Annotated in this window: 15 protein-coding genes, 1 tRNA gene and 1 pseudogene; 16 read left to right on the forward strand and 1 reads right to left on the reverse strand. The window is 45.4% G+C overall.

Annotated features, from left to right (window positions below; translation table 11 throughout):
• Positions 1-21: 21 nt before the first annotated feature.
• The 3 genes and pseudogenes from H9Q77_RS02970 to H9Q77_RS02980 form a co-directional block, all read left to right on the forward strand.
• Positions 22-1,314, forward strand: a complete 1,293-nt coding sequence (locus H9Q77_RS02970) for an ABC transporter substrate-binding protein (RefSeq protein WP_249326493.1) — start codon at positions 22-24, stop codon at positions 1,312-1,314.
• 177 nt (positions 1,315-1,491) lie between these two features.
• A complete protein-coding gene (locus H9Q77_RS02975) occupies positions 1,492-2,832 on the forward strand; it encodes a glycoside hydrolase family 32 protein (RefSeq protein WP_249327125.1) in 1,341 nt (446 codons plus the stop codon).
• Positions 2,833-3,121: 289 nt separating this feature from the next.
• Positions 3,122-3,382, forward strand: a pseudogene (locus H9Q77_RS02980) (type III pantothenate kinase); the annotation flags it as partial.
• 24 nt (positions 3,383-3,406) lie between these two features.
• On the opposite strand, the gene H9Q77_RS02985 reads toward H9Q77_RS02980, so the two are convergent.
• Positions 3,407-3,991 (reverse strand): tyrosine-type recombinase/integrase, encoded by a 585-nt coding sequence (locus tag H9Q77_RS02985; RefSeq protein WP_118547318.1) that lies wholly within the window; start codon positions 3,989-3,991, stop codon positions 3,407-3,409.
• Between the two features lie 375 nt (positions 3,992-4,366).
• On the opposite strand from H9Q77_RS02985, the gene H9Q77_RS02990 reads away from it, so the two are divergent.
• The 13 genes from H9Q77_RS02990 (at position 4,367) to H9Q77_RS03050 (ending at position 20,820) form a co-directional block, all read left to right on the forward strand.
• The gene (locus H9Q77_RS02990) at positions 4,367-4,519 is read left to right on the forward strand and encodes a hypothetical protein (RefSeq protein ID WP_249326494.1); all 153 of its coding nucleotides are present in this window, start codon (positions 4,367-4,369) and stop codon (positions 4,517-4,519) included.
• A 118-nt stretch (positions 4,520-4,637) separates the two neighbouring features.
• A tRNA-Lys gene (locus H9Q77_RS02995) sits at positions 4,638-4,709 on the forward strand.
• Positions 4,710-4,749: 40 nt separating this feature from the next.
• Positions 4,750-5,964 carry an RtcB family protein gene (locus H9Q77_RS03000; protein ID WP_118547317.1) on the forward strand — a complete coding sequence of 405 codons (1,215 nt, stop codon included), beginning with the start codon at positions 4,750-4,752 and terminating at the stop codon, positions 5,962-5,964.
• Positions 5,965-6,013: 49 nt separating this feature from the next.
• Positions 6,014-6,268 carry a helix-turn-helix domain-containing protein gene (locus H9Q77_RS03005; RefSeq protein ID WP_022152775.1) on the forward strand — a complete coding sequence of 85 codons (255 nt, stop codon included), beginning with the start codon at positions 6,014-6,016 and terminating at the stop codon, positions 6,266-6,268.
• Between the two features lie 357 nt (positions 6,269-6,625).
• Positions 6,626-8,485: an AAA family ATPase gene (locus H9Q77_RS03010; RefSeq protein WP_249326495.1), complete on the forward strand. Its 1,860-nt coding sequence runs from the start codon at positions 6,626-6,628 to the stop codon at positions 8,483-8,485.
• Between the two features lie 66 nt (positions 8,486-8,551).
• On the forward strand, positions 8,552-9,676 hold the full coding sequence (locus tag H9Q77_RS03015) for a leucine-rich repeat domain-containing protein (RefSeq protein ID WP_249326496.1): 1,125 nt from the start codon (positions 8,552-8,554) through the stop codon (positions 9,674-9,676).
• Positions 9,666-11,432: a radical SAM/SPASM domain-containing protein gene (locus H9Q77_RS03020; RefSeq protein WP_249326497.1), complete on the forward strand. Its 1,767-nt coding sequence runs from the start codon at positions 9,666-9,668 to the stop codon at positions 11,430-11,432. Before H9Q77_RS03015 ends, H9Q77_RS03020 begins: the two co-directional genes overlap by 11 nt.
• Entirely contained in the window at positions 11,422-11,790 is a 369-nt protein-coding gene (locus tag H9Q77_RS03025; RefSeq protein ID WP_118547313.1) for a hypothetical protein, read from the forward strand. The genes H9Q77_RS03020 and H9Q77_RS03025 overlap by 11 nt, the downstream gene beginning before the upstream one ends.
• A gap of 12 nt (positions 11,791-11,802) precedes the next feature.
• Complete coding sequence (locus tag H9Q77_RS03030) at positions 11,803-12,813, forward strand: hypothetical protein (RefSeq protein ID WP_249326498.1); 1,011 nt, start codon at positions 11,803-11,805, stop codon at positions 12,811-12,813.
• Positions 12,814-12,880: 67 nt separating this feature from the next.
• Entirely contained in the window at positions 12,881-14,350 is a 1,470-nt protein-coding gene (locus H9Q77_RS03035) for a TIGR02677 family protein (protein WP_249326499.1), read from the forward strand.
• Positions 14,351-14,352: 2 nt separating this feature from the next.
• Entirely contained in the window at positions 14,353-15,489 is a 1,137-nt protein-coding gene (locus H9Q77_RS03040) for a TIGR02678 family protein (protein ID WP_249326500.1), read from the forward strand.
• Positions 15,486-19,529 carry a TIGR02680 family protein gene (locus H9Q77_RS03045; RefSeq protein WP_249326501.1) on the forward strand — a complete coding sequence of 1,348 codons (4,044 nt, stop codon included), beginning with the start codon at positions 15,486-15,488 and terminating at the stop codon, positions 19,527-19,529. The genes H9Q77_RS03040 and H9Q77_RS03045 overlap by 4 nt, the downstream gene beginning before the upstream one ends.
• On the forward strand, positions 19,519-20,820 hold the full coding sequence (locus H9Q77_RS03050; RefSeq protein WP_249326502.1) for a TIGR02679 family protein: 1,302 nt from the start codon (positions 19,519-19,521) through the stop codon (positions 20,818-20,820). Before H9Q77_RS03045 ends, H9Q77_RS03050 begins: the two co-directional genes overlap by 11 nt.
• Positions 20,821-20,895: the final 75 nt, after the last annotated feature.

Below are 20,895 nucleotides of genomic sequence, written 5' to 3' on the forward strand. Positions count from 1 at the left end.
GATTCAGGAGGTATTAATGACATGAAAAAAGACATGAAAAAACTGGTTTCAATTGTGCTTACAGGTATAATGTGTATTTCTCTGGCAGGATGTGCGGGAAATCAGGAAGCAAAAAATCCGAATCCTGGCGGAGACAGTACAGAGGTTACAATTAAAATTATGAGCTGGCTTGCGGATCCGGTACAGAGCGGGATCGAAAAGATGAATCAGGAATTTATGGAAGAGCACCCGGGCGTGACGATTGAATATGAAGCTGTAACGGGTGATGATTACAGAACAGTGCTCCAGACCCGCTTTGCGTCCGGCGACGGTCCGGATATCTTTATGAATGCCGGTTATAGCTGGCTTGACACATTTCAGCAGTATATGTCCCCAATCACGGATGAAGAGTGGGCGCAATATCTTCCGGAGGCCTCAAAACAGCGATGGGGGGCGGACGGGGAGTATTATGGATTTCCGATAAACCTTCAAAGTATCAGTTACGTCTATAATAAGGATATGTTTGAAAAGGCGGGGATCAGTGAACTGCCGGACACCTTTGAGGAACTGCAGGATGCATGCGAAAAGCTTGAAGCAATCGGTGTTACTCCGTTTGGTATACCGGGGGGGCTTACAGCCCGGCTTGCGCATTCGTTTAATGTCGCGCTGGGACATCATGACGATCCGACCGCTTTTATTCAGCAGTTGAGGTCCGGCGAAGCCACCTGTGCTGATGACGAGGCATTTAATCAATGGGCGGATTTCTTTGAATATACGATCCAGCACAGTACAGATGATGTCCTGACATGTGATGATGATGCGATTTATACATTATTTGCAACTGAACAGGTGGCTATGATCCAGGCAGGGAGCTGGTGTGAAAGCGCACTGAAAGAGATAAATCCGGATTTGGATATCGGTATTATACCTATGTCTATCAATAATAATGAGGATGAAAATTTTATAGCCGGAGATGCGGCAGACGGATTTTCAATCGCGGAAAATGAGAATACCGAGCTGTCTAAGGAACTCGTGGCTTACTGGGCGCTGTCTGATTCCGGGGTGAATATTTTTAAAGAATATCAGATGATACCTGCTATGTCAAACTGTAAATATGACGCTTCTGAACTTGGACAGATACTTGAGGAAGCTGACCAGTATTTCAAAAACGGAGAATATTTTGGATGGTATTGGTACGCGTTCCCAGACCTGACAGCAGATCTGCAGTTCGGTGCTATCATGCAGTCTTATATTTCAGGCTCGATAGATAAACAGGAAATGCTCGATCAGTTTGACTTAAAAATAGCGGAGTTGGAGGCGAAGTCGCAGCAGTAACGCCGATGGGAATAACAGGATCGTGAAAAGGGGCAGCTGGGATCGGCTGCCCCGATAACTGAAAGGAGAATATACGAAATGAATACGAGAAAAATGACGCCACTACGCCCGGTTTTTCACTTCACTGCCCCGTATGGCTGGATAAATGACCCGAATGGCTTTTGCTATTTTAAGGGAATGTATCATCTGTTTTATCAGTACAATCCGCATGGATGTGAATGGAGCAAAATGTATTGGGGGCATGCAGTCAGCAAAGATCTTACTCACTGGGAAGATCTGCCGATTGCTTTGTATCCGGATCAGGAATATGATACGGATGAAGTTGGGGGATGTTTTTCCGGCAGTGCGATCGTGCGCGGCGATCGGTTGTATGTTTTTTATACCGGGACATCAAGACATGGAAACATGTTGGTACAGTCGCAGTGTATGGCGTATTCAGATGATGGGATTAAGTTTGAAAAATACAGCGGAAATCCGGTCGTGCCCCATCCGCCGGCTCATGAAGGGGAGGTCTCTAACTTTCGGGATCCGAAAGTGATACAGGCAGGAGATAAATATTATATGGTAGTAGGCTCTACAACAGGAGGGCTAAAGATAGGGGACGGTAGGATTTTTCTGTATGTATCAGATGATCTGATGCACTGGCAGTACAAAGGAATTCTCCTGAAATGCAACGGGGAGTGGACGTCCATGTGTGAATGCCCGGATCTTTTTCCTCTTGGGAATAAGTGGGTTCTCCTCTTTTCGCTGATGCATGCGGTAAATGCGGAAAAGACGGTTTATGCGGTAGGACATATGGATTTTGAAAATTGCAGATTTACGATTGAAACAACTGGAGAACTTGACTATGGTATGGACTATTATGCAGCACAGACAATGCTCGATCCAAAGGGAAGGCGTCTTGTAATTGCATGGCAAAACAGCTGGGAATGGTTGCCGTGGTTTAATGACTTTGGAAGGACTGAGCAGGAAAACTGGCGCGGCTCCCTGAGCTATCCGCGGGAAATCAGCCTGGGAGATGATGGGAAGCTTCGGGTATATCCTGTAGAAGAGCTTCAGACGATTTTATACCCAGAGCATACATATAGAGATTTGAAGATAACGTCTGAAAGGACTGAGATCGCCTCACCTGCATCCGGAGCGTACTGTCTGAAAATCCATATTGATCTGTCTGAAAACCGGGCTGACGTATTGAAGATCGGAACAAAAGCATATGGAGATAAAGCCACGATTATCAGTATAGATTTTGAAAAGTGCTCGGTATCGCTTGACAGGAGAAATGGGGATGAGGTGTTTATCCCGAAAGGAAAAACGACCTGTTTGTTTAACGGACTGAAAGAAACCTTTGAGATCATGGTTTTGGTCGATAAATGTACAGTGGAATTTTTTGTAAATAAAGGAGAAACCGGAATGACGTGCACTGTATTTCCTGCGTTAGAAGAACAGAAATTATGGCTTCAGACAGGAAAAGGTGATATCAGCATAGAAAAGCTGGATATTTCTGAAATCCATCTGTAAGACTGACTTGCACAGATATAAAATAAAGTAAAGAAGAGAAAACCAGTGGCTGGGTGGACAGCGGGCAGGGAGGATTTCTGCCCGCTGTTTTGCTGAGCGGCGGAAAAGACAGTTCTGTTCGGGTCCACTGCCGCGTGGCATGTTATTGTGACCGGTAACCGCGGTACATGTGCTGTATCGAAATCCTTGCAAAAGCGTTGACTCCGCCCTTTTTTGACTGCTATGATATACAAACATGGAGAAAAATATGCAGGACCCAGGTGGGAAGAAATGTCAGAGTAGGAAAGCTATGCTGCTTATGGTCGATGTGGGAAATACGAATATCACAATGGGGGTGTTTGACAGGGAGTTCCTTCCCGGCATGTTCCGCATGACGACAAAACGTCAGCGCACTTCGGATGAATACGGAATGACGATCTGCGGCATACTGGAACACCGGGGGATCGATTCGAAGCAGATCGACGCAGTGATCATCGCATCCGTTGTCCCGGATATCATGCATTCCCTGACAAGCGGCATCATCAAGTACCTGCACACCATGCCGGTGATGTGACGGGCGATGCATACACCTTGATTAGTAGATTTCTTCATCTGCATTTACCTCCGGGACAATCCAGTCAAAAGTTTCGTTTGTCTGATTCATCATAATGCTGCTTAGATTAGGAACAATTGAGTAATAGTATTTTGTGCTTTCTAATGTGACATGCCCCATGCTCTTACTCAAAAATGCGATTTTATCATAGAAATAGAACCCTTCATTGGTCCATCTGTTGATATTTTCTATTGCATAATTATGCCTCAAATCATAGGCGGTTGCATGGGAAGTGTTAACAGAATCCCATATGATACGAAAGTTATCACTTAACCAGCTACTGTTAAAACGGACGTTATCTCTTGACACGAAAAAATATTCTCTGTCTGGAAAAATACAATCCATTTTCTGATTGAATTGCTGCACAAGTTCCAGCATGGAATCATGCAGTACAATATAGTGCTCATTGTATCCTTTTGTGCCTACAACGCTGATGACTCCTTCAGTGAGATTAACATGTTCACACCTTAAAGACAGGGCTTCCGGTATTTTCCGAAGGGATTCGGCAATGTCATGGAGACCTACAGCTGGTCCGATAATATTAAGCAGGTCGTGATCAAAAATCAAAAGGGATACAGCCTAATCTTCAACCATGAAGAAATCGCTCCCGGGGAGACGAAGGTATTTACCCCGGTCACCCATAAGCAGGAACTGTTCAGTCCGGACTGCTATAATGGGAAAACTTTGTTTACAATGGGGGGAGGAAGACGGGGAGAAGGAAGACTGAGTGTGCAATAGTTTATTTCTATCCGGTCAGTGAAATGTTTGTTCACGATAACCCAAAGGAGTAATATTAAAATGCTTCTTAAATGTATTTTTAAAAAGGTATGCGTCGAAGTTATACCACAAGTATAATGACAAACTAATGTTGTTGTGGTATTCTGTCGATAACAAAGAAAGAAAAGCGGATCCGAAGCGATGGGTCTGGGAAAGGAAAAAAGAATGTTCACAGCTATTCGATCAAGTTATTTATATTTGGAAAGTTTGAAAAATGCAGCACTCGATTATGAAAAAGAGTGGGGCTTTAGCTTTGTGTATTCAGATAAGAATAAGCTTGAAGGGAATACTGTGGTGATGGATGTAGACCTGTCGTAGGGACAGGAGAGGACAACCGGATACATAGATTTTGAACCGCTTATCTTGTGTGGATGCACATGGTAGGCGGTATTTTTTTGCAGATATAAGCCTAATTGGTAAGGCAGTTCTGCGTTATGCTCCGTTAGCTCAATGGTAGAGCACCTGACTTTTAATCAGGTGGTTAGGGGTTCGAGTCCCCCGCGGGGCACTGTCCAATGTAAATATCACAGAAATGAGGTAAGAGAAGCATGGATTTAATTGAAATCAAAGGAAAAATAAATACAGCCATCTGCTATGCAAGAGTAGTAGAGGATGAAGCGATAGAACAAATCAGACGTATGTGTGATTATCCGATGACGGAAGGATCAAGAATAAGAATCATGCCTGATGTTCATTCCGGTAAAGGCTGCACTATTGGAACCACAATGACAATTACTGATAAGGCTGTTCCAAATGTAGTGGGTGTTGATATCGGATGCGGTATGTATACCGTGAACTTAGGCAAGGTTGATATTGATTTTGTAAAGGTTGATGAGGCTGCACATTTTATTCCATCGGGAATGAACGTGTGGGAAGGTCGCCAGGAGAGATTTGATTTGACAGAACTTGCTTGCTACAGAGAACTGAAGGACACAAAGAGATTAGAGCGTTCACTTGGAACCCTTGGTGGTGGTAACCACTTTATAGAGATAGATGAAGCGGGTGATGGAACCAAATATCTTGTGATTCATTCAGGCTCACGTAATCTGGGTAAGCAGGTTGCAGAGCTTTATCAGAAGCTGGCGATTAACCTAGACAGAGGATATGGGGACTATCTTGAGAAGCGTGATGAGATTATCAGAACCTATAAGGAGCAGGGACGTAGAAGTGAGATTCAGGATGCGTTAAAACAGCTTCACTGGCAGGTATATGAGTCTGAGACAAGTATGCCTGAAGATCTGTGCTACTTATCAGGAAAATATCTTGAGGACTACCTTCACGATGTTGAAATCTGCCAGGCTTTTGCAAGACGAAGCAGAGAGAAAATGGCTGAGATTATTCTGGAGAGAACCGGGATGGCTGGCAGAGAAGCCTTCCATACAATTCATAATTATATTGATACAGATGAAATGATTTTGAGAAAGGGCGCAATAGCAGCCCATAGTGGAGAGAAAGTGCTGATTCCAATAAATATGAGAGATGGAAGTGTGCTTGCTGTTGGAAAAGGAAATCCGGAGTGGAATTATTCTGCGCCTCACGGAGCAGGACGACTTATGTCCAGAACAAAGGCGAAAGCAAATCTTAGCATGGATGAATACAGAGAGACAATGAAGGGTATTTATACCACTTCGATTAATGAAAATACATTGGACGAGGCACCGATGGCATACAAGAGTCTGGAGGACATCATTGATGTGATCCGAGAGTCTGTAGATGTAATCGATGTGATGAAACCTATATACAATTTTAAGGCTTCTGATTAAGGTGGATGGCATTCTTCCTCCACCTGCAGAAGCAGAAACGGAGGAAGAAATGTTTACTATGCCTACCATCGATATGGTAGCTACCGGAAGGAATATCATGAGACTGAGAGAGGTAGCAGGTCTGACTGTAAGAGACCTGCAGGATATCTTTGGATTTGCGACTCCTCAGGCCATCTACAAGTGGCAGCACGGAACTGCCATGCCTACAATCGATAATCTGGTTGTACTGGCAGCAGTGCTGGATGTTCCGATGGATGAGATTATCGTAATCGATGTAAATAGAACAAAGCAGATTAGCGCATGAAAAGTGAATAAACAGATAGCCCTTTCAAGGCTAAAATGCTCGGTTCATCAGTTCCGAGTGGAAAGGCTTACAACAGAAAAAAGGAAAAGCAGAGAATCGGTGTTGAATTCAGAAATGGATTTGATGCCGATTTTTTGCGAAGTTTAGTGTTGTTCATACATTTTAGGATTAACGAAAGGAGCGAATAATCATGAAGAGATATAAGTTTTGAGAGCCAGGGTAGGGGGTATTGTCACTGGTTCAAGCACAATAGTGTAATTTCGAGCAAAAAGCCAAAACGGAATTGATATTTTGCTCGAAATAATGTATACTTTGAGCAGAATAGGAAATTCTAGTTTCAAAGGAGATGTGGGGGTTATGAAATCTAGTGAACAATTTGCAATTGAATGGAATCGTTCAAAACGTGCAATCAATGATTTGTGCAATAAAGGAAAAATCCCAGGTGCTATAAAAGAAGGAAGAAAGTGGCTTATTCCGGATGACGCAGTAAGACCTGTTGATAAGAGAGTTTCTTCAGGGAAGTACGCAAAGAAGAAGGCTGCGAATAATAAGTCATTACCGATTGGTATTTCTGATTATGTCAGAGCACAGGCAGATTATTACTATGTAGATAAGACTTTGCTTATAAAGGAATTCCTTGATCAGAAGCCACTGGTTTCTTTGTTTACAAGGCCGAGACGTTTCGGAAAGACATTGAACATGGATATGCTCAGAGTTTTTTTTGAGATTTCAGAGGAGGATACAAGTAAATATTTCGAGAATAAAGCAATCTGGAGATGCGGTGAAGAATATCGCAGACAGCAGGGACAGTATCCAGTTGTATTCCTTACTTTCAAAGATGTTAAGTTTGATTCCTGGAAAGCAACTCTTGATAAGATTAAAGATCTTTTGCAGGAGGAGTTTGGAAGACATCAGGAGATTGCGGATAGTGATAGACTTGCAGAGTATGAAAAGACCTATTTTGCGAAAATCATAAATGGCGAGGCCTCAGAAGTTGACTTGACTGTATCATTAGCAAAGTTATCTCAGATGCTTACAAAACATTATGGTAAAGCGCCAATCATTATTATTGATGAATATGACACACCGATTCAAGAAGGTTATTCCAAGGATTTTTATGATGAAATAATTGGATTCATGAGAAATTTCTTCTCTGAAGCATTTAAGGATAATAAGAATCTAACTTATGGATTTCTAACTGGTATTCTTCGGATTGCTCAGGAGAGCATCTTTAGTGGCCTGAATAATTTAACAGTGAATTCTGTGATGGATGAAAAGTATGATCAGTTCTTTGGATTTACTGCTTCAGAAGTCAGAGATATGCTGGAGTATTATGGTGCCCTGGATAAAGAAGCAGAGCTGAAGGATTGGTATGACGGATATTTATTTGGATCTACAGAGATCTATAATCCGTGGTCAGTAATCAATTATATTTCTAAAGGCTGCATTCCGCAGGCCTATTGGGTAAATACCGGAAAAAATGAAATTCTGGAAGATGTCCTTAAGGTGGCAACGGATGATATTACTGAAAGACTTTATTCTTTGCTACAAGGCGAAAGAGTTATTGCCCAAATTGATCAGAATGTTGTTTATAGATCTCTTTCAGAGGATCCGGCAAATATTTACAGTTTACTGTTAGTAGCTGGCTATTTGAAAACACCAAAGAAAGAATTGCAGGCAGATGGTTCTTATCTGTGCGAGGTATCCATTCCGAACAGAGAGATTGCAGCCGTATATAAGAGTGAAATATTATCGCACCTGTTACAGATTGGAGCTATCACAAGAACGACCGCCAATAAGATTGCAGAAAGTCTTTATGCAAATGATTATAAGAAACTGCAGAAAGCAATTGCTGAATATATGGATAAATCCATCAGCTTCTATGATGCTGGCGCAGAAGGATTTTATCATGGATTAGTTCTTGGTTTGATCGCTTTGATGGATAATCAGTATAAGATTAAGTCAAACAGAGAGTCCGGGGATGGACGATATGATATTAGTCTATTCCCAAGAGAAGGTAGATATCCTGGAATCATTATGGAGCTTAAGTGGAAAAAGGACTTGAGTGCAGATGAGCTTTCAGGGCTTGCAGATGAAGCGTTAATTCAGATTGATGAGAAGAGATATGACGCTGAAATGAAAGAAGATGGCATTCAGGATATTTTGAAATTTGGAATTGCATTTTCTGGAAAGAAGGTAAGTGTCAAAACAAAATAAGATTAAGCATCGTTTTGGAGACGAAAAAGGTGCGATGCACAGTATAAAAGAAGGGAAAATAACGGTATGGGAATGACTTTATCTATGGAGGAAAAGGTGCAGACAGCAGCTGAGACGGTGATCCATGCACCGGTAGCTGACGAAACGGTAACGGGCAGGATAGTGCATGCAGAGGATTTTGATCCGCTGTTTGCCATGTCCGAGGAGGATTGTGTCGAAGGGTTTATCAAGCGTGAAATGCAGCGCGCCGGGATCACGGAAGAACAGAATCTGATCCCGGAGGATATGTTGCGCAGAAAAAACATACTGAATGCCATTTTGGCGGTTCTGTTATTCGTATACATATCTCTGTTTTTCTTTCATTTTCCGATGAAAACCTATGTGATCGGACTTATCATCCTGGTGGTATATGCATTTTTGACCAGCCGTTATCAGCTGATAAAATATTTGAAAAAGGAGATCAGATCCAGATCCCAGGAGAAAATCTCGAATATTGTCATGAATGTGAAGGCATCCATGGTGCCGGATTACAGCAAAAAGTTAAAATGGGCGCTCATGGCGGTGGCTGTGGCAGGCTCACTGCTGTTGTTCAGTAAGCCCAGGATCTTCTATGAGCAGGCAGATGACGGATATTATGTGCGGTTTTATGTCTATGGTCTGACGAATATGACTACGGCGACCATCCCCGATACTTATCAGGGGGAGAAGGTAGTGGGCCTGCGCGGCAACACCTTTTCCAATATGCCCTTTTTATCAGAGGTAACGCTGCCGGACAGCATTACAGAGATCCGAGGGCAGGCATTTAAAAACTGCAGAAGCCTGGAACGTGTCACATTGCCGGAGCATCTGACGTATCTGGGCGGGGAAGCATTTTACCATTGCAGCAGTCTGGAGGAGGTAAATCTTCCGGCGGGTCTGACGGAGATCCGCGGCAACACCTTTGAAGAATGCAGCAGCCTGCTGCGCATAGAGATCCCGGATAACGTGACCAGGATCGGCGGACACGCGTTTTATGGAAATACCAGTCTGGAAGAGGTGGTGATCTCCCCGGACAGCAGGCTGCAGCAGATCGGGTCTTCCGCTTTCCGGTGCTGTGATTCTCTGCGGGAGATCACACTGCCCCGGGGCGTATCTGTCAATGAGCGTGCTTTCAAGGAGACACCTGTAAGGATCGATTACTATGAATACTAAATTTATTCATTTGTTATATGTGCCGACCATGGCATGTAACATGCAGTGCCGGTACTGTTATCTGGAGGACCACACCGTAGATACCCTGCGGGGCGGAGATTGCCTGGAGACCCTGCAATATGCCATCGCGAAATTCCGTGAAGCGGATGTGGTACCCTTTAATATTTCCCTGCATGGCGGCGAGGTGACCACTTTGCAGGAGCGGGAATTCCATGACCTGGTCCAGTATATCAGCAGTTACTATCAGGACATGCGTGAACTCATCACGGATGCCGGCTTCCGGGTGGGGCATCCCCACATCAAGACGAATCTGTACGGACTGGACAGACATATCGAGACCATCCGTGAGTTCAACGTGTCCATATCGGGCAGCCTGGATCTGCCTCTTTCCCTGCATGAAAAGTACAGGGTGACCAAGGGCGGAGAGGGCACACTGGAACGGATACTGGATAATATCCGACTGCTGGAGGAGATCCCTGACAAGAAAAAAGTATCTGCCACGATCTTTCGGGAGCATTTCGAACAGCTGGATCAGATCATCGAGGATATCAGATTTCTGGACCGGAACACGTGCCTGGATATGAATGATTTTAATTTTATGATAGGGTTTGACTACAATTCCTGTGGCCTGCTGCATCACATGAGTGAAGAGGAACAGCTGATCTTTTACCGGCGGATGCACGAGGCTTTTGACGGGACCAATCTGGATGCCGGGGTCAACGGTGCATGGTTCGATGAGTTCGGACCGGAATACTGCACCAACTGCGATAATTGCGGAGAGAAATTTTTCCTGTTGGAGCGTAACGGAGACATCTATTCCTGTGTCAGAGGTCAGAAGAACGAAGATTTTTACTATGGCAATATCTACCGTGACACGGTGGATACCATTTTGAAAACCGCTGCACGGAAGATCTTCCAAAACCATAACAGACAACCGTTTCCCGAGGAATGTGCGAGGTGCGCTTACCTGTATCTGTGCAAAACGGGCTGCCCTTTTGTGAAAAATGTTTATGGATCCGGCAAAAGCTACACCTGCCTGCTGCAACAGCAGATGTACCGGGACCGCGGCTATGCCCCGGATGCTTCTGCTGACGAGACGGCATATGAATATGTGACGAAAATGCGTCTGGAGGAACCGGAAAAGTATCTGCCTGCAAAAGCATCCACAGAATATCCTGCGCTGGAACAGATCATTGCACAAGATGCGAAGTTACAATATATCTATGACAGCGGTGTGTTCGAGCTGGACGTGGATGGAACCAGATATCCGCTGATCTCCCAGATCCTTAGGAAGTCCAGGGAGATCCTATATCTGACGCCCATCAGTACGGTAAAGCTGCGCATGAAAAAGCATATGCTGGAGGAAGAATGCGATTATCCGGAGAACAACGCATTGTACCTGATGCTGTTGTCCGGAGATCCCGTGACTTACGGGGATGAAGGGAGAACAAAACAGCGGCACATTGCCACGCATCAGATTTATAAAGGGGTGCTGGACCATTCCGGGGACAACGAAGAAGAATGGTATGTATATGATATTTCCGGGCTCCTGCGCGAATATGCACAGGAATATGCCATGGACAGCCCGAACAATCTGTTGTGCACCACTACGGAGCTGAGAGACTGCCATTACCGGAAGCAGGAAAACAATGCCTATTACCATATACAGGCCATCAATCTCCCCTTTCAGAACATTGAATTTTACTATCTGACACTGGATCAAAAAAATGACAAGGAGGCTTTCCATGAATTTTGAACCGCAGACCTATGAAGAACTGATCCGCATGAAGCGTTGCGTGGAACTGACAAAATATTATGAGGTGACAGAGGAGGAGCTTTGGGAGATCTATCATTTCCTGGAGCAGGAGCCGGAGGCTTTCATCAAGGGAGGCAGACAGAATCTGTCCCTCATCATCGGGCAGAATACCGCAAAAACCCAGAAGGTGATTATGGCGAACTGCACCGACAGCAGCATTGACGGAATCCTGCTGTCACGGACGGGATTCAAAGTGTTCCCCCATTACACACCATCCTCAGGCTCCGGCAGCAGCGGTGGTTCCTCTTCCAACAACAATAATAACAATAACAACAATAATAACAACAATAACAGATAGGACACGAAAGCAATGGCATTCATATCCGAAACACTTCAAATGCGCAGGCTTACAGAAAGCGGCGTCAATATCAAGACTACTTACATCGTCGATGGCACCCTGAGGTACCGGTCCACAGACGCAAACCTACAGGAGGATGTGCACAGAGGTATCCGCTGCCGCAAGGAGTATTTCCGGCAGGGGAAACTGCTCCATACAGAGAAAATCTTCGATTCCCGCATGGAGTATACCTATGTATCCGGAATGGATGAAGAGGCACAGCATACCTGTGAGAACTGTGGCTTTACCGGCAAAGTAAAGGAATTTGTGAACGGCTGTCCCTGCTGTGATGCGGCCTCCAATATCGACTATGCAGACAAGGAGCTGGGCGGCAAGCACCATTATGACCTGGTATTGCAAAGCCCGGTCTACCGGATCATCACAGGAGTGGTAGATTACATCGTATCATTCCTGCTATGCAGCCTGTGGATCATAAATACCTCCAGAACCTTCAATGGCTATGATGTGGGCAAGATTTTTATCTACAGCACAATCCTGGCTATGATCCTCTATTACTTTTTCTACCTGTGCGATGCTTATGCGGTACTGGGGCCTGTCAGACGATACAAAGAAAAACAGAACCGTCGGCAGCAGGAATTCTGGACCGCCACCGGCATCGATAAAAAGCGGTTCTATAATAACCTGAACTACGAAGCCGGCAGACGCTACTATTCCCGGCCGAATATCATTGATTACGACATTATGGACTATACCGGGCTGCAGGAGCATGTGGAGAACGGCATACTGTGCGTGGATGTGGAGTTGAAGGTCAGACTGGTGTATCTGCGAGGTGGCCGGATCACATCCGCATATCAGAAGGATACCTTCTCCCTCAGCCACAACGACAGAGTCATGACCCTGGACAGCGGGATCCACGTGATCAAATGCCCCAAATGCGACGCCAATATCGATGTGACCAAAGGCGTGTGTGAATATTGCGGGACCGCGATCGACAGCCTGCAGGAATGGAAGTGGATAAATTAAGTACTGAAAATTGGACACAAAATATAGATAATCATATTTAATAAGATGCCTGAGAGAGGAAAAACGGATGGAACATTTTGAACAGATCAACGAAACTTCCTACTTGTCGGTACAGAATGCACCGGTATACCGGAAAATTATGAGATGCTTTTACCGGGAATACGAAAAGATGCATTTTCAGCTGTATAAAGAAGATATTTACAGGCTCTTAAAAGAGGATGAAGCATTCGAAGCGTATTCCATGGAGCAGCTGGTTCAGGATCTGGAAGCGCTTGTTAAGTGGAAAAATCTTACACCGATACAGGATCCGGGCAAAGTGTACACAATAGCCGATTATAAAAATAAGCAATACCGCTATACGATGTCGGAATATGCTGTGGAGATCGAGCGTCTGACGGTACGTTTGGAAAATTTATTTTTGGAATCGGGAAATCTGTCGACCAACTTTTTTGTCCGTCTGGAGAGAAGTCTGGATGAGGCGGAGAACATGGAGAATGCAGAGCTTCGGATGGTGAACGAATGGTGGCAGACGCTGCAGGAGGATTTTAAACGGCTCAACCAGAACTATCAGGATTATCTGCGGGACTTTTACTCCGGGAAAACGGAAAAACTGATGAAATCAGTGGAATTCATGGTTCATAAGGACAAATTTATCAAATACCTGAATGAATTTGTGCAGGAATTGCAGCGGCACTCCAAACGGATGGAACAGCTGCTGGAAAAGAATACGGAGCGCATGGAGAATACGATTCTGGATCGGGTTGTGGCGAGTGAACTGGATATTCCCCATGCACTGTTGGAAATACATGGAAATGCCGAGCCAAGCATCCGGGAAAATGTATACGGAAAATGGTATTCCCTGAAAAACTGGTTCGTGGACGGACAGGGACAGGAATGCGAAGCTAAAAAAGTATTGAAGATCACCAGTGATATTATACGCAATATTATTCAAAATGCAGCCCTGATCGTACAGGTCCAGAACTGGGGCATCAGCCGAAAGGATGATTATAAAAAATTTCTGGAATTGTTCTTGAAATGTGAGGATCTGGAGGAAGCCCATAAACTGTCAGCCCATGTCTTCGGAGTGCAGCAGATCGAGCATTATAAGACTAATATTCCGAGAGACGAGGATGGTATTAATAACAGTGTTTATCAGGAAGAGCCGGCATTGTTTTTGCTGAAGCCTCACACGAGAGGGTATCGTGAGAGAAAGGACAGAACAGGTTTTGCTGATAAATCGTTGGAAAAAATGGCACAGCGGGAAAGCTACCTGCGACAGGCGCAGAAGCAGAAGGAAGTGGTACTCCGGTATATCAGGGAGCAGAAGATCCGGTTTGCGGAGATTGACGAAGTGGTTTCCGAAGACACACGGGCTATTTTCCTGCAGTGGATCGCACAGGCCAATATGAGCTCGGAGAAGATGGGACGGACGGAATACGGACAGGAGTATCAACTGAGGAAAAAGGAAGGCAGCTGTGTACTGAAATGCGAAGACGGCGATCTGAAAATGCCGGATTATACATTGGAGTTTAAATAAATATGAATGAAATCAGAACCTTAATGGAAAAATTTTGGATCTGCCGGGACAGTGACAAGGAGACTTTCTATAAAGTAAAACGGGATATTCCGAACTTTCAACGTTTTATCAGAGAACAACTGGGATGGAAGCTGATACATACAGAGAAGCTGTTAAAGCTGGAGAAGAGACCGGCGCATGCAGAAGCATTTATGGGAATCAGCGAATTTACGGACATTCGGGATTACTGCATACTATGTGTGGTGTTGATGTATCTGGAGGATGCCGAGGAGGGCAGGCAGTTTTTGCTGTCGGAACTGATCGACTATGTGGAGACACAGCTGAAAAATTACATGCCGGTAGACTGGATTTCCTTTACACAGAGAAAATCACTGGTTCGGGTATTGCAGTATATGGAACGGCTGCAGATGCTCAGGGTGTATGAAGGAAAAAGTGAATCCTTCAGCCAGGAAGCCGGGCAGGAAGTACTGTATGAAAATACAGGCTATTCGAAATATTTTACCAGCAGCTTTACGATGGATATTTCCGGATATGAATCCTGGAAGGATTTTGAAAAGACAGATTTTGAGGAATTTGAAGAAAACAGAGGATCGCGGCGTATTAACCGGGTATACAGGCAGCTGGCAGTCTGTCCGGCACTTTACTGGGACAGCACAGAGGACGCTGATGCCTTATATTTGAAAAATCAGAGACAATGGGTCGGCAGATATTTGCGGGAAAATTTGGGTGGTAATCTGGATATCTATCGTAATGCGGCATTTCTTACACTGGATACAGATGACTGCTACGGAAACGTGCACCCGAGGGATGCCCAGATTTCGGAAAGCGTCCTGATCGTATGTGCAGAGATACAGAGGCAGCTGGCAGAGGGACAACTGGAATTACAGGAGGATGAATGCATTGCCATGACAAAGCAGGAATTTTCCCGGATTATCACAAGCTGTAGAAACAAGTGGAAGAATGCATGGAGCAAGGAATATTGCGAAATGGACGAGGACAGGCTTGTGGAAACCATTTTAAAGTATATGACGGACTGGATGATGGTGCGCAGCAAGGAAGAACAGATCATTGTATTGCCTGCGGTGGGCAGGCTGGCAGGACAGTATCCTTCCGATTACAAAGGAGACGGAGAAGAATGAACGAACGTTGGAAAATGAACCGGATCGGGTTTGTGAATTTCTGGTTATATGACGAAGAGGACTTTGAATTCGAGGATGGGAAACTGCTTCTGCGCGGACAGAACGGCTCCGGAAAATCCATCACGACACAGAGCTTTATTCCGTTTGTACTGGACGGAGACCGTACTCCCAGCCGACTGGATCCGTTTGGTTCCAGTGACCGCCGGATGGAATACTATTTTCTGGGAGAAGAGGGCAAGGAGGAGTCTACCGGTTATCTGTTCCTGGAATTTTGGAAAGAGGACTCCGGAGCGTATCGCACCATTGGAATCGGACAAAAAGCTAAACGCGGGAAACCGATGGATTTTTGGGGCTTTGTGCTCCTGGACGGGCGCAGAGTGGGATATGATCTGTGGCTGTATAAGGAAGTGGGATCCAACAAAATTCCCCGGGACAAGAGGGAGATGAAGGCAGAACTGGGCGAAGACAATTTTTTCACAGACAGTCCGTCGGAATACAAGAAGCATGTCAACCAGTATATTTTCGGTTTCCGTAAGGAAGAACAGTATGAACAATTCATCAAACTGTTGGTGAAGGTGCGGGCCCCCAAACTTTCCAAAGAGTTTAAACCCACCAAAGTATATGATATTCTGAATGATTCCCTCCAGACTTTGACGGATGAGGATCTGCGCCCTATGGTAGATGCGATGGAAAAGATGGATGAGATCCAGGATAGTCTGGAGATGCTCAACCGTGCTTTCGATGATGTGAAGATCATCCGCAATGAATATACCCGTTACAACCAGTATATGCTGGCAAAAAAGGCTCAGGGTTACCTGAACAAGAAGCAGGAAGTGGAGAGAGAACAGGGAATACTGGAGGGGAAGGAACAGCTGCAGCGTGAGGCACAGGAAAAACAGAGCCGGGCAGCACAGGATACGGAGAGACTTACGGCAGAGAAAAAGCTGAAAGAAACGGAGCACAATGCGCTTCTGGATCCGGAACTCGAGGATGCAGACCGCAAGCTGGAGAAATTCAGGGCAGAGTATCAGGAGGCTGCGGATGGAGAACAACGCTGGGAGAAAAAGATCGAGGATGGCAGGGAACGGATCCGGGATGAAGAGATGACTCTGAAAAAGCTGGAGGAACAGATGGAACTCCGCCGGGATACCTTGAAGGAAAAGCGGGAAGAACTGGAGGAACAGCAGGAAATCCTGCAATGGGAACATCATGAGAAGGCGAAAGAGAAAATCAGCCTGGAAGAATACGAAGAAGGAGATGAGATTGCAGAGCAGCTGCAAATATGGAAAAATCAACTGACATCAGGAAGGACAGCTCTCGGACAATATGAGCTGATCTTAGGACAGTACGAGGAAGCTGCCAGTCTTCTGGAAGAGACGAAGAAGAAAAAAGCGGAGGAAGAACAACGGATGGAGATGGCAGAAGAACAGGTGTCGGACAGAATCGATGCATGGATCACGGAAGTCTTTCGCAGAGCGGAGACCTCCGGGGAATGGCATCCGGAACGTGAAATCCTCCTACAGGCGGAACAGAAAGCAAGACAATACGAGACCGTAGCGGATGGCGTGGAGATACAGAGGGATTTCCGTGCAGATTATGAAAGACAGCGTCAGCAGCTTACAGACGAAAAGAATGAGAAACAGTATCAGAGGGAGATTCAGGTAGAACTTCTAAAAGATGTCCGGGAACAGCTGAAGAAGGTGCAGGAGCAGCGGGAACTGGAGCCGGAACGGGATGAGGCAGTCGAAAAATCCAGGGCATCCCTGGCACAGGCGGGAATCACAGCCATTCCGTTTTACAGAACGGTAGAGTTCGCAAAGGAGCTGGATGAGGCAGCCTGTGCAAGGCTGGAGGCACAATTACAGATGTCCGGAATGCTGGATGCGCTGGTGGTGACGAGGGAAGATTTTGCGAAAATAAGAGCGGAGCATACGGAATTTCTGGATGCGGTTCTGCAGACAGACGGACAGGGCAACAGCCGCTTTTTTGGATTGACAGTAAGTGATGATCTGCCGCAGGAATTGAGAACTCCGGTATTGGAAATCCTCAGTAACATTTATGACGAAGAAGGGACGACACAGGGAATCTGTTTCGGTGCAGACGGCAGCTTCCGGCAGGGAATCTTAGCCGGTAAAGCGCATAAGCAGGCAGCAGAATATGTAGGATATCTCGCAAGAAAACGGAGAAAAGAACAAAAAATCCGGGAACTGCAGGAACAGATAGAAAGCATCAGCAAAACCATAGCAGAATGGGATGCTGAAATTACGCAATTACAGGAACGGATGGACAGGTTACAGGCGGAATACCAGGAGATCCCCGATTTTTCGGAGATTCAGATCGCATTGTCGGAGAAAAGAGAGCTGGAACGTATTCTGGAGACATTGGAGAATGAATATCTGAAACAGCAGGCTCAGGAGCATAGGCTTTCCGAACAAAAGAACCGGCAATATCAGGAGGTATTGAAGCTTTGTAAAATGCTGCCCTATGGAAGAACGGCAGAGGCTTATGAGGAAGCCTGCGGCGCAGCGGAAGAATACGGAAGGATATGGCAAAGTATAAGACGTGAACTACTCCATATGCAGACGGAGCAGATCAGTTGTCTGGATAAAAAAGAACGGATAGACCAATACAACGATGATCTGGAGGAAGCCTATACGGAAAAAAGAACTTACAGTACCCGTGCAAAGGCCTGCGAGATTCAGATCCGCCAGCTGGAAGAGTATCTGAGGAGTCCGGAACTGCTGGAAAAGGCAAACCGGCTGAAACAGGTGAAGGAAGAACTGGAACAGATCAGTAAAAAAATAAATGATTTGGAAAAAGAGATGGCGAAACGTGAAGGAATGTTGCAGGGCTTGCTGAAAGACCTTCCGGAACAAAAAGCAAAACTGCAGGGATTGATTATGGAGGAAACGGCACTCAGAAGCTATTTTGAAGAGGAACTGGATCTGAGACTGATTTTGAACCGGGAAGGCCGCACGGTCTGTGAATGTGCCGAAGAGGCAGTGAAATTAGTAAGTGACAGTGATAAGAATAGAGAGTCTGTTGATATGCTTCAGTCTTTGCATGATAAATATCATAAACATAATGGAAGCCTTGCAAGCTATGGAACGTCCATAGAAGAGTGCTTTGGTGATACAGAAATTGTGGGAGCTATACGTAAGCGATATCGTATTCTCTCTGTCTGGAATGGCAAGAAAGTATATCTGGAGGAATTTTACAATATCCTGAAGACCGCCATCGAAGAGACGGAACTGCTGATACAGAAAAAGGACCGGGAGCTTTTCGAAGATATCCTGTCCCAGACGATCAGCCAGCAGCTTACGGACCGCATAGCAGAGAGCAGAAAATGGGCAAAAGACATGTCGAAGCTCATGCAGGAGATCGATACCTCTATGGGCCTTCGCTTTTCGCTGGAATGGAAGCCCTGCAAAGCTGACAATGACAAAGAACTGGATACGGCGGATCTGGAGCAGATCCTTTTGCGCGACAGAGAGCTGCTTACCCTGGATGATATTGAAAAGGTAGCAGGTCATTTCCGCAGCAAAATCCGTGCAGAAAAGGCAAAACTGGAAGAGATGGGAACGATCATCAATTACATGGAGCTGGTAAGAGATGCCCTGGATTACCGGAAATGGTTTGAATTCCAGATGTTTTACCGGCGCGGGGATGAGACGAAGAAGCCACTGACCAATGCTGCGTTTAACCGGTTCAGTGGAGGTGAAAAAGCAATGGCAATGTATGTGCCGCTGTTCGGAGCAGTAAACGCACAGTATAAAAAGGCGGATAATAAAGATCACCCCAGAATTATCGCACTGGATGAGGCATTTGCCGGTGTCGATGACAAGAATATCAAAAGTATGTTTGAACTGGTCCATAAGCTGGATTTTGATTATATCATGAATTCCCAGGCTCTGTGGGGATGCTTTGAGACGGTCAAAGGTCTTCGGATCGCGGAACTGCACCGCCCGGAGAACTCCCAGGTGGTATCGGTGATCCGGTATACATGGAACGGACATGAGAGGATTCTGGATGAACAATAATGAAGCATGTGCGGCATATTTTAAGGGAAATCCGGCGTACAGAAGGTGCTTTTCGGAATTTGAAAAGAAATGGAATTCTTATGGAAGAGCAAAAGGAATCATTACACTGAAGCATACTTCCGAAGAAGAACGGAGAGCCATCGGCGGGATACTCGGAAAGACGTTTTATGAAGATGCCATACGTTTTCCTTTTACGGAATTTGAAAAAGGACTGCAATCCACAAAATTTGCTCCTGTAAATTTCGAAGAGGTTCTGGAAGCATATTTTGGCAGAAAAATGATAACCACGCAGAAGATGCGGATGGAGGAAGAGCGTATCAGGGCGGAATTATTTGAAACGGTGGAAGGCTGTCTGGCAGAGGGTGCCGGTCCGGATTCAATTGTTGTCTCCTGGCTGCGGGAAATGTATTCCAAAAAGAAGTATGGCTATCAGACAGTGATCAGAGAATACGGAAGAGACAGAGAACGGACGGAAAAACTGTTGAAAACCGTAGGAAGAGCACTTGTTCTGCTGGAAGATATTCGAGAGACGCAAGAGGAATATCCTCTGGCAGTATTTTCCGCGGAGATATCCGGCAATCCTCACTATTTTGATCAGGGAACGACTGCGGGGCAATTATTAGTCCATGGAGTGTGCTACGCTGCGAGGACAGATTATCCGGAAAACGCTCATCAGTGGAGGGAATTACTACTATCCAACGGTATTGTACCGGATAATATTTCCTCTATCGTGCATATCTATGGATTGCGATTACAGATTGGCGGTGACTGGCACCCGGCGTACGATGCCTTTTGCAGAAGACAGGAGCCCTGTGCGGTTACCATGGAAAATCTGCAGGAGCTGACAGCGGTACAACCGACAGGAGATAGGGTTTATATTGTAGAAAATGAGATGGTGTTCAGCTACCTGCTGAAGCACCTGGAACAAAAGAATGTGACATTACTATGTACTTCAGGACAGCTGCGGAGCGCTGCAGTGAAGCTGATTCCTTTTCTACTGGATAGTGGGGCAGAAATCTATTATAGCGGAGACATCGATCCGGACGGAATCCGGATCGCCGACAGACTCTGGAGAAAATACGGTGACCGGATCCGTGTGTGGAGAATGGCGCGTAGAGATTATGAGAGAAGTCTTTCAGAAGAAGTGATTGGAAATATTTCTATGAAAAAGCTGGAGACCGTTGAGAATCCGATTCTCCGTGAGACGGCAGAAGAGGTAAGGAAGAAGAAAAAGGCGGGGTATCAGGAGAATATATTAACAGATCTGGTGGAAGACATGGATGGGAAGTAAGCGTCAAACTAGAAGCAGGCATCGTATTTTAATGGGAAAGAGAATGCACCCAGCGAGACGAAGGTGTTTGAATAG

It is taken from the genome of Simiaoa sunii (assembly GCF_014337175.1).
GTDB lineage: Bacteria > Bacillota > Clostridia > Lachnospirales > Lachnospiraceae > Acetatifactor > Acetatifactor intestinalis.

Coding starts and splice junctions, on each gene's coding strand:
- H9Q77_RS02970 (WP_249326493.1), top strand. CDS start 22: ATGAAAAAAGACATGAAAAAACTGGTTTCAATTGTGCTTACAGGTATA.
- H9Q77_RS02975 (WP_249327125.1), top strand. CDS start 1,492: ATGTATCATCTGTTTTATCAGTACAATCCGCATGGATGTGAATGGAGC.
- H9Q77_RS02990 (WP_249326494.1), top strand. CDS start 4,367: ATGTTCACAGCTATTCGATCAAGTTATTTATATTTGGAAAGTTTGAAA.
- H9Q77_RS03000 (WP_118547317.1), top strand. CDS start 4,750: ATGGATTTAATTGAAATCAAAGGAAAAATAAATACAGCCATCTGCTAT.
- H9Q77_RS03005 (WP_022152775.1), top strand. CDS start 6,014: ATGTTTACTATGCCTACCATCGATATGGTAGCTACCGGAAGGAATATC.
- H9Q77_RS03010 (WP_249326495.1), top strand. CDS start 6,626: ATGAAATCTAGTGAACAATTTGCAATTGAATGGAATCGTTCAAAACGT.
- H9Q77_RS03015 (WP_249326496.1), top strand. CDS start 8,552: ATGGGAATGACTTTATCTATGGAGGAAAAGGTGCAGACAGCAGCTGAG.
- H9Q77_RS03020 (WP_249326497.1), top strand. CDS start 9,666: ATGAATACTAAATTTATTCATTTGTTATATGTGCCGACCATGGCATGT.
- H9Q77_RS03025 (WP_118547313.1), top strand. CDS start 11,422: ATGAATTTTGAACCGCAGACCTATGAAGAACTGATCCGCATGAAGCGT.
- H9Q77_RS03030 (WP_249326498.1), top strand. CDS start 11,803: ATGGCATTCATATCCGAAACACTTCAAATGCGCAGGCTTACAGAAAGC.
- H9Q77_RS03035 (WP_249326499.1), top strand. CDS start 12,881: ATGGAACATTTTGAACAGATCAACGAAACTTCCTACTTGTCGGTACAG.
- H9Q77_RS03040 (WP_249326500.1), top strand. CDS start 14,353: ATGAATGAAATCAGAACCTTAATGGAAAAATTTTGGATCTGCCGGGAC.
- H9Q77_RS03045 (WP_249326501.1), top strand. CDS start 15,486: ATGAACGAACGTTGGAAAATGAACCGGATCGGGTTTGTGAATTTCTGG.
- H9Q77_RS03050 (WP_249326502.1), top strand. CDS start 19,519: ATGAACAATAATGAAGCATGTGCGGCATATTTTAAGGGAAATCCGGCG.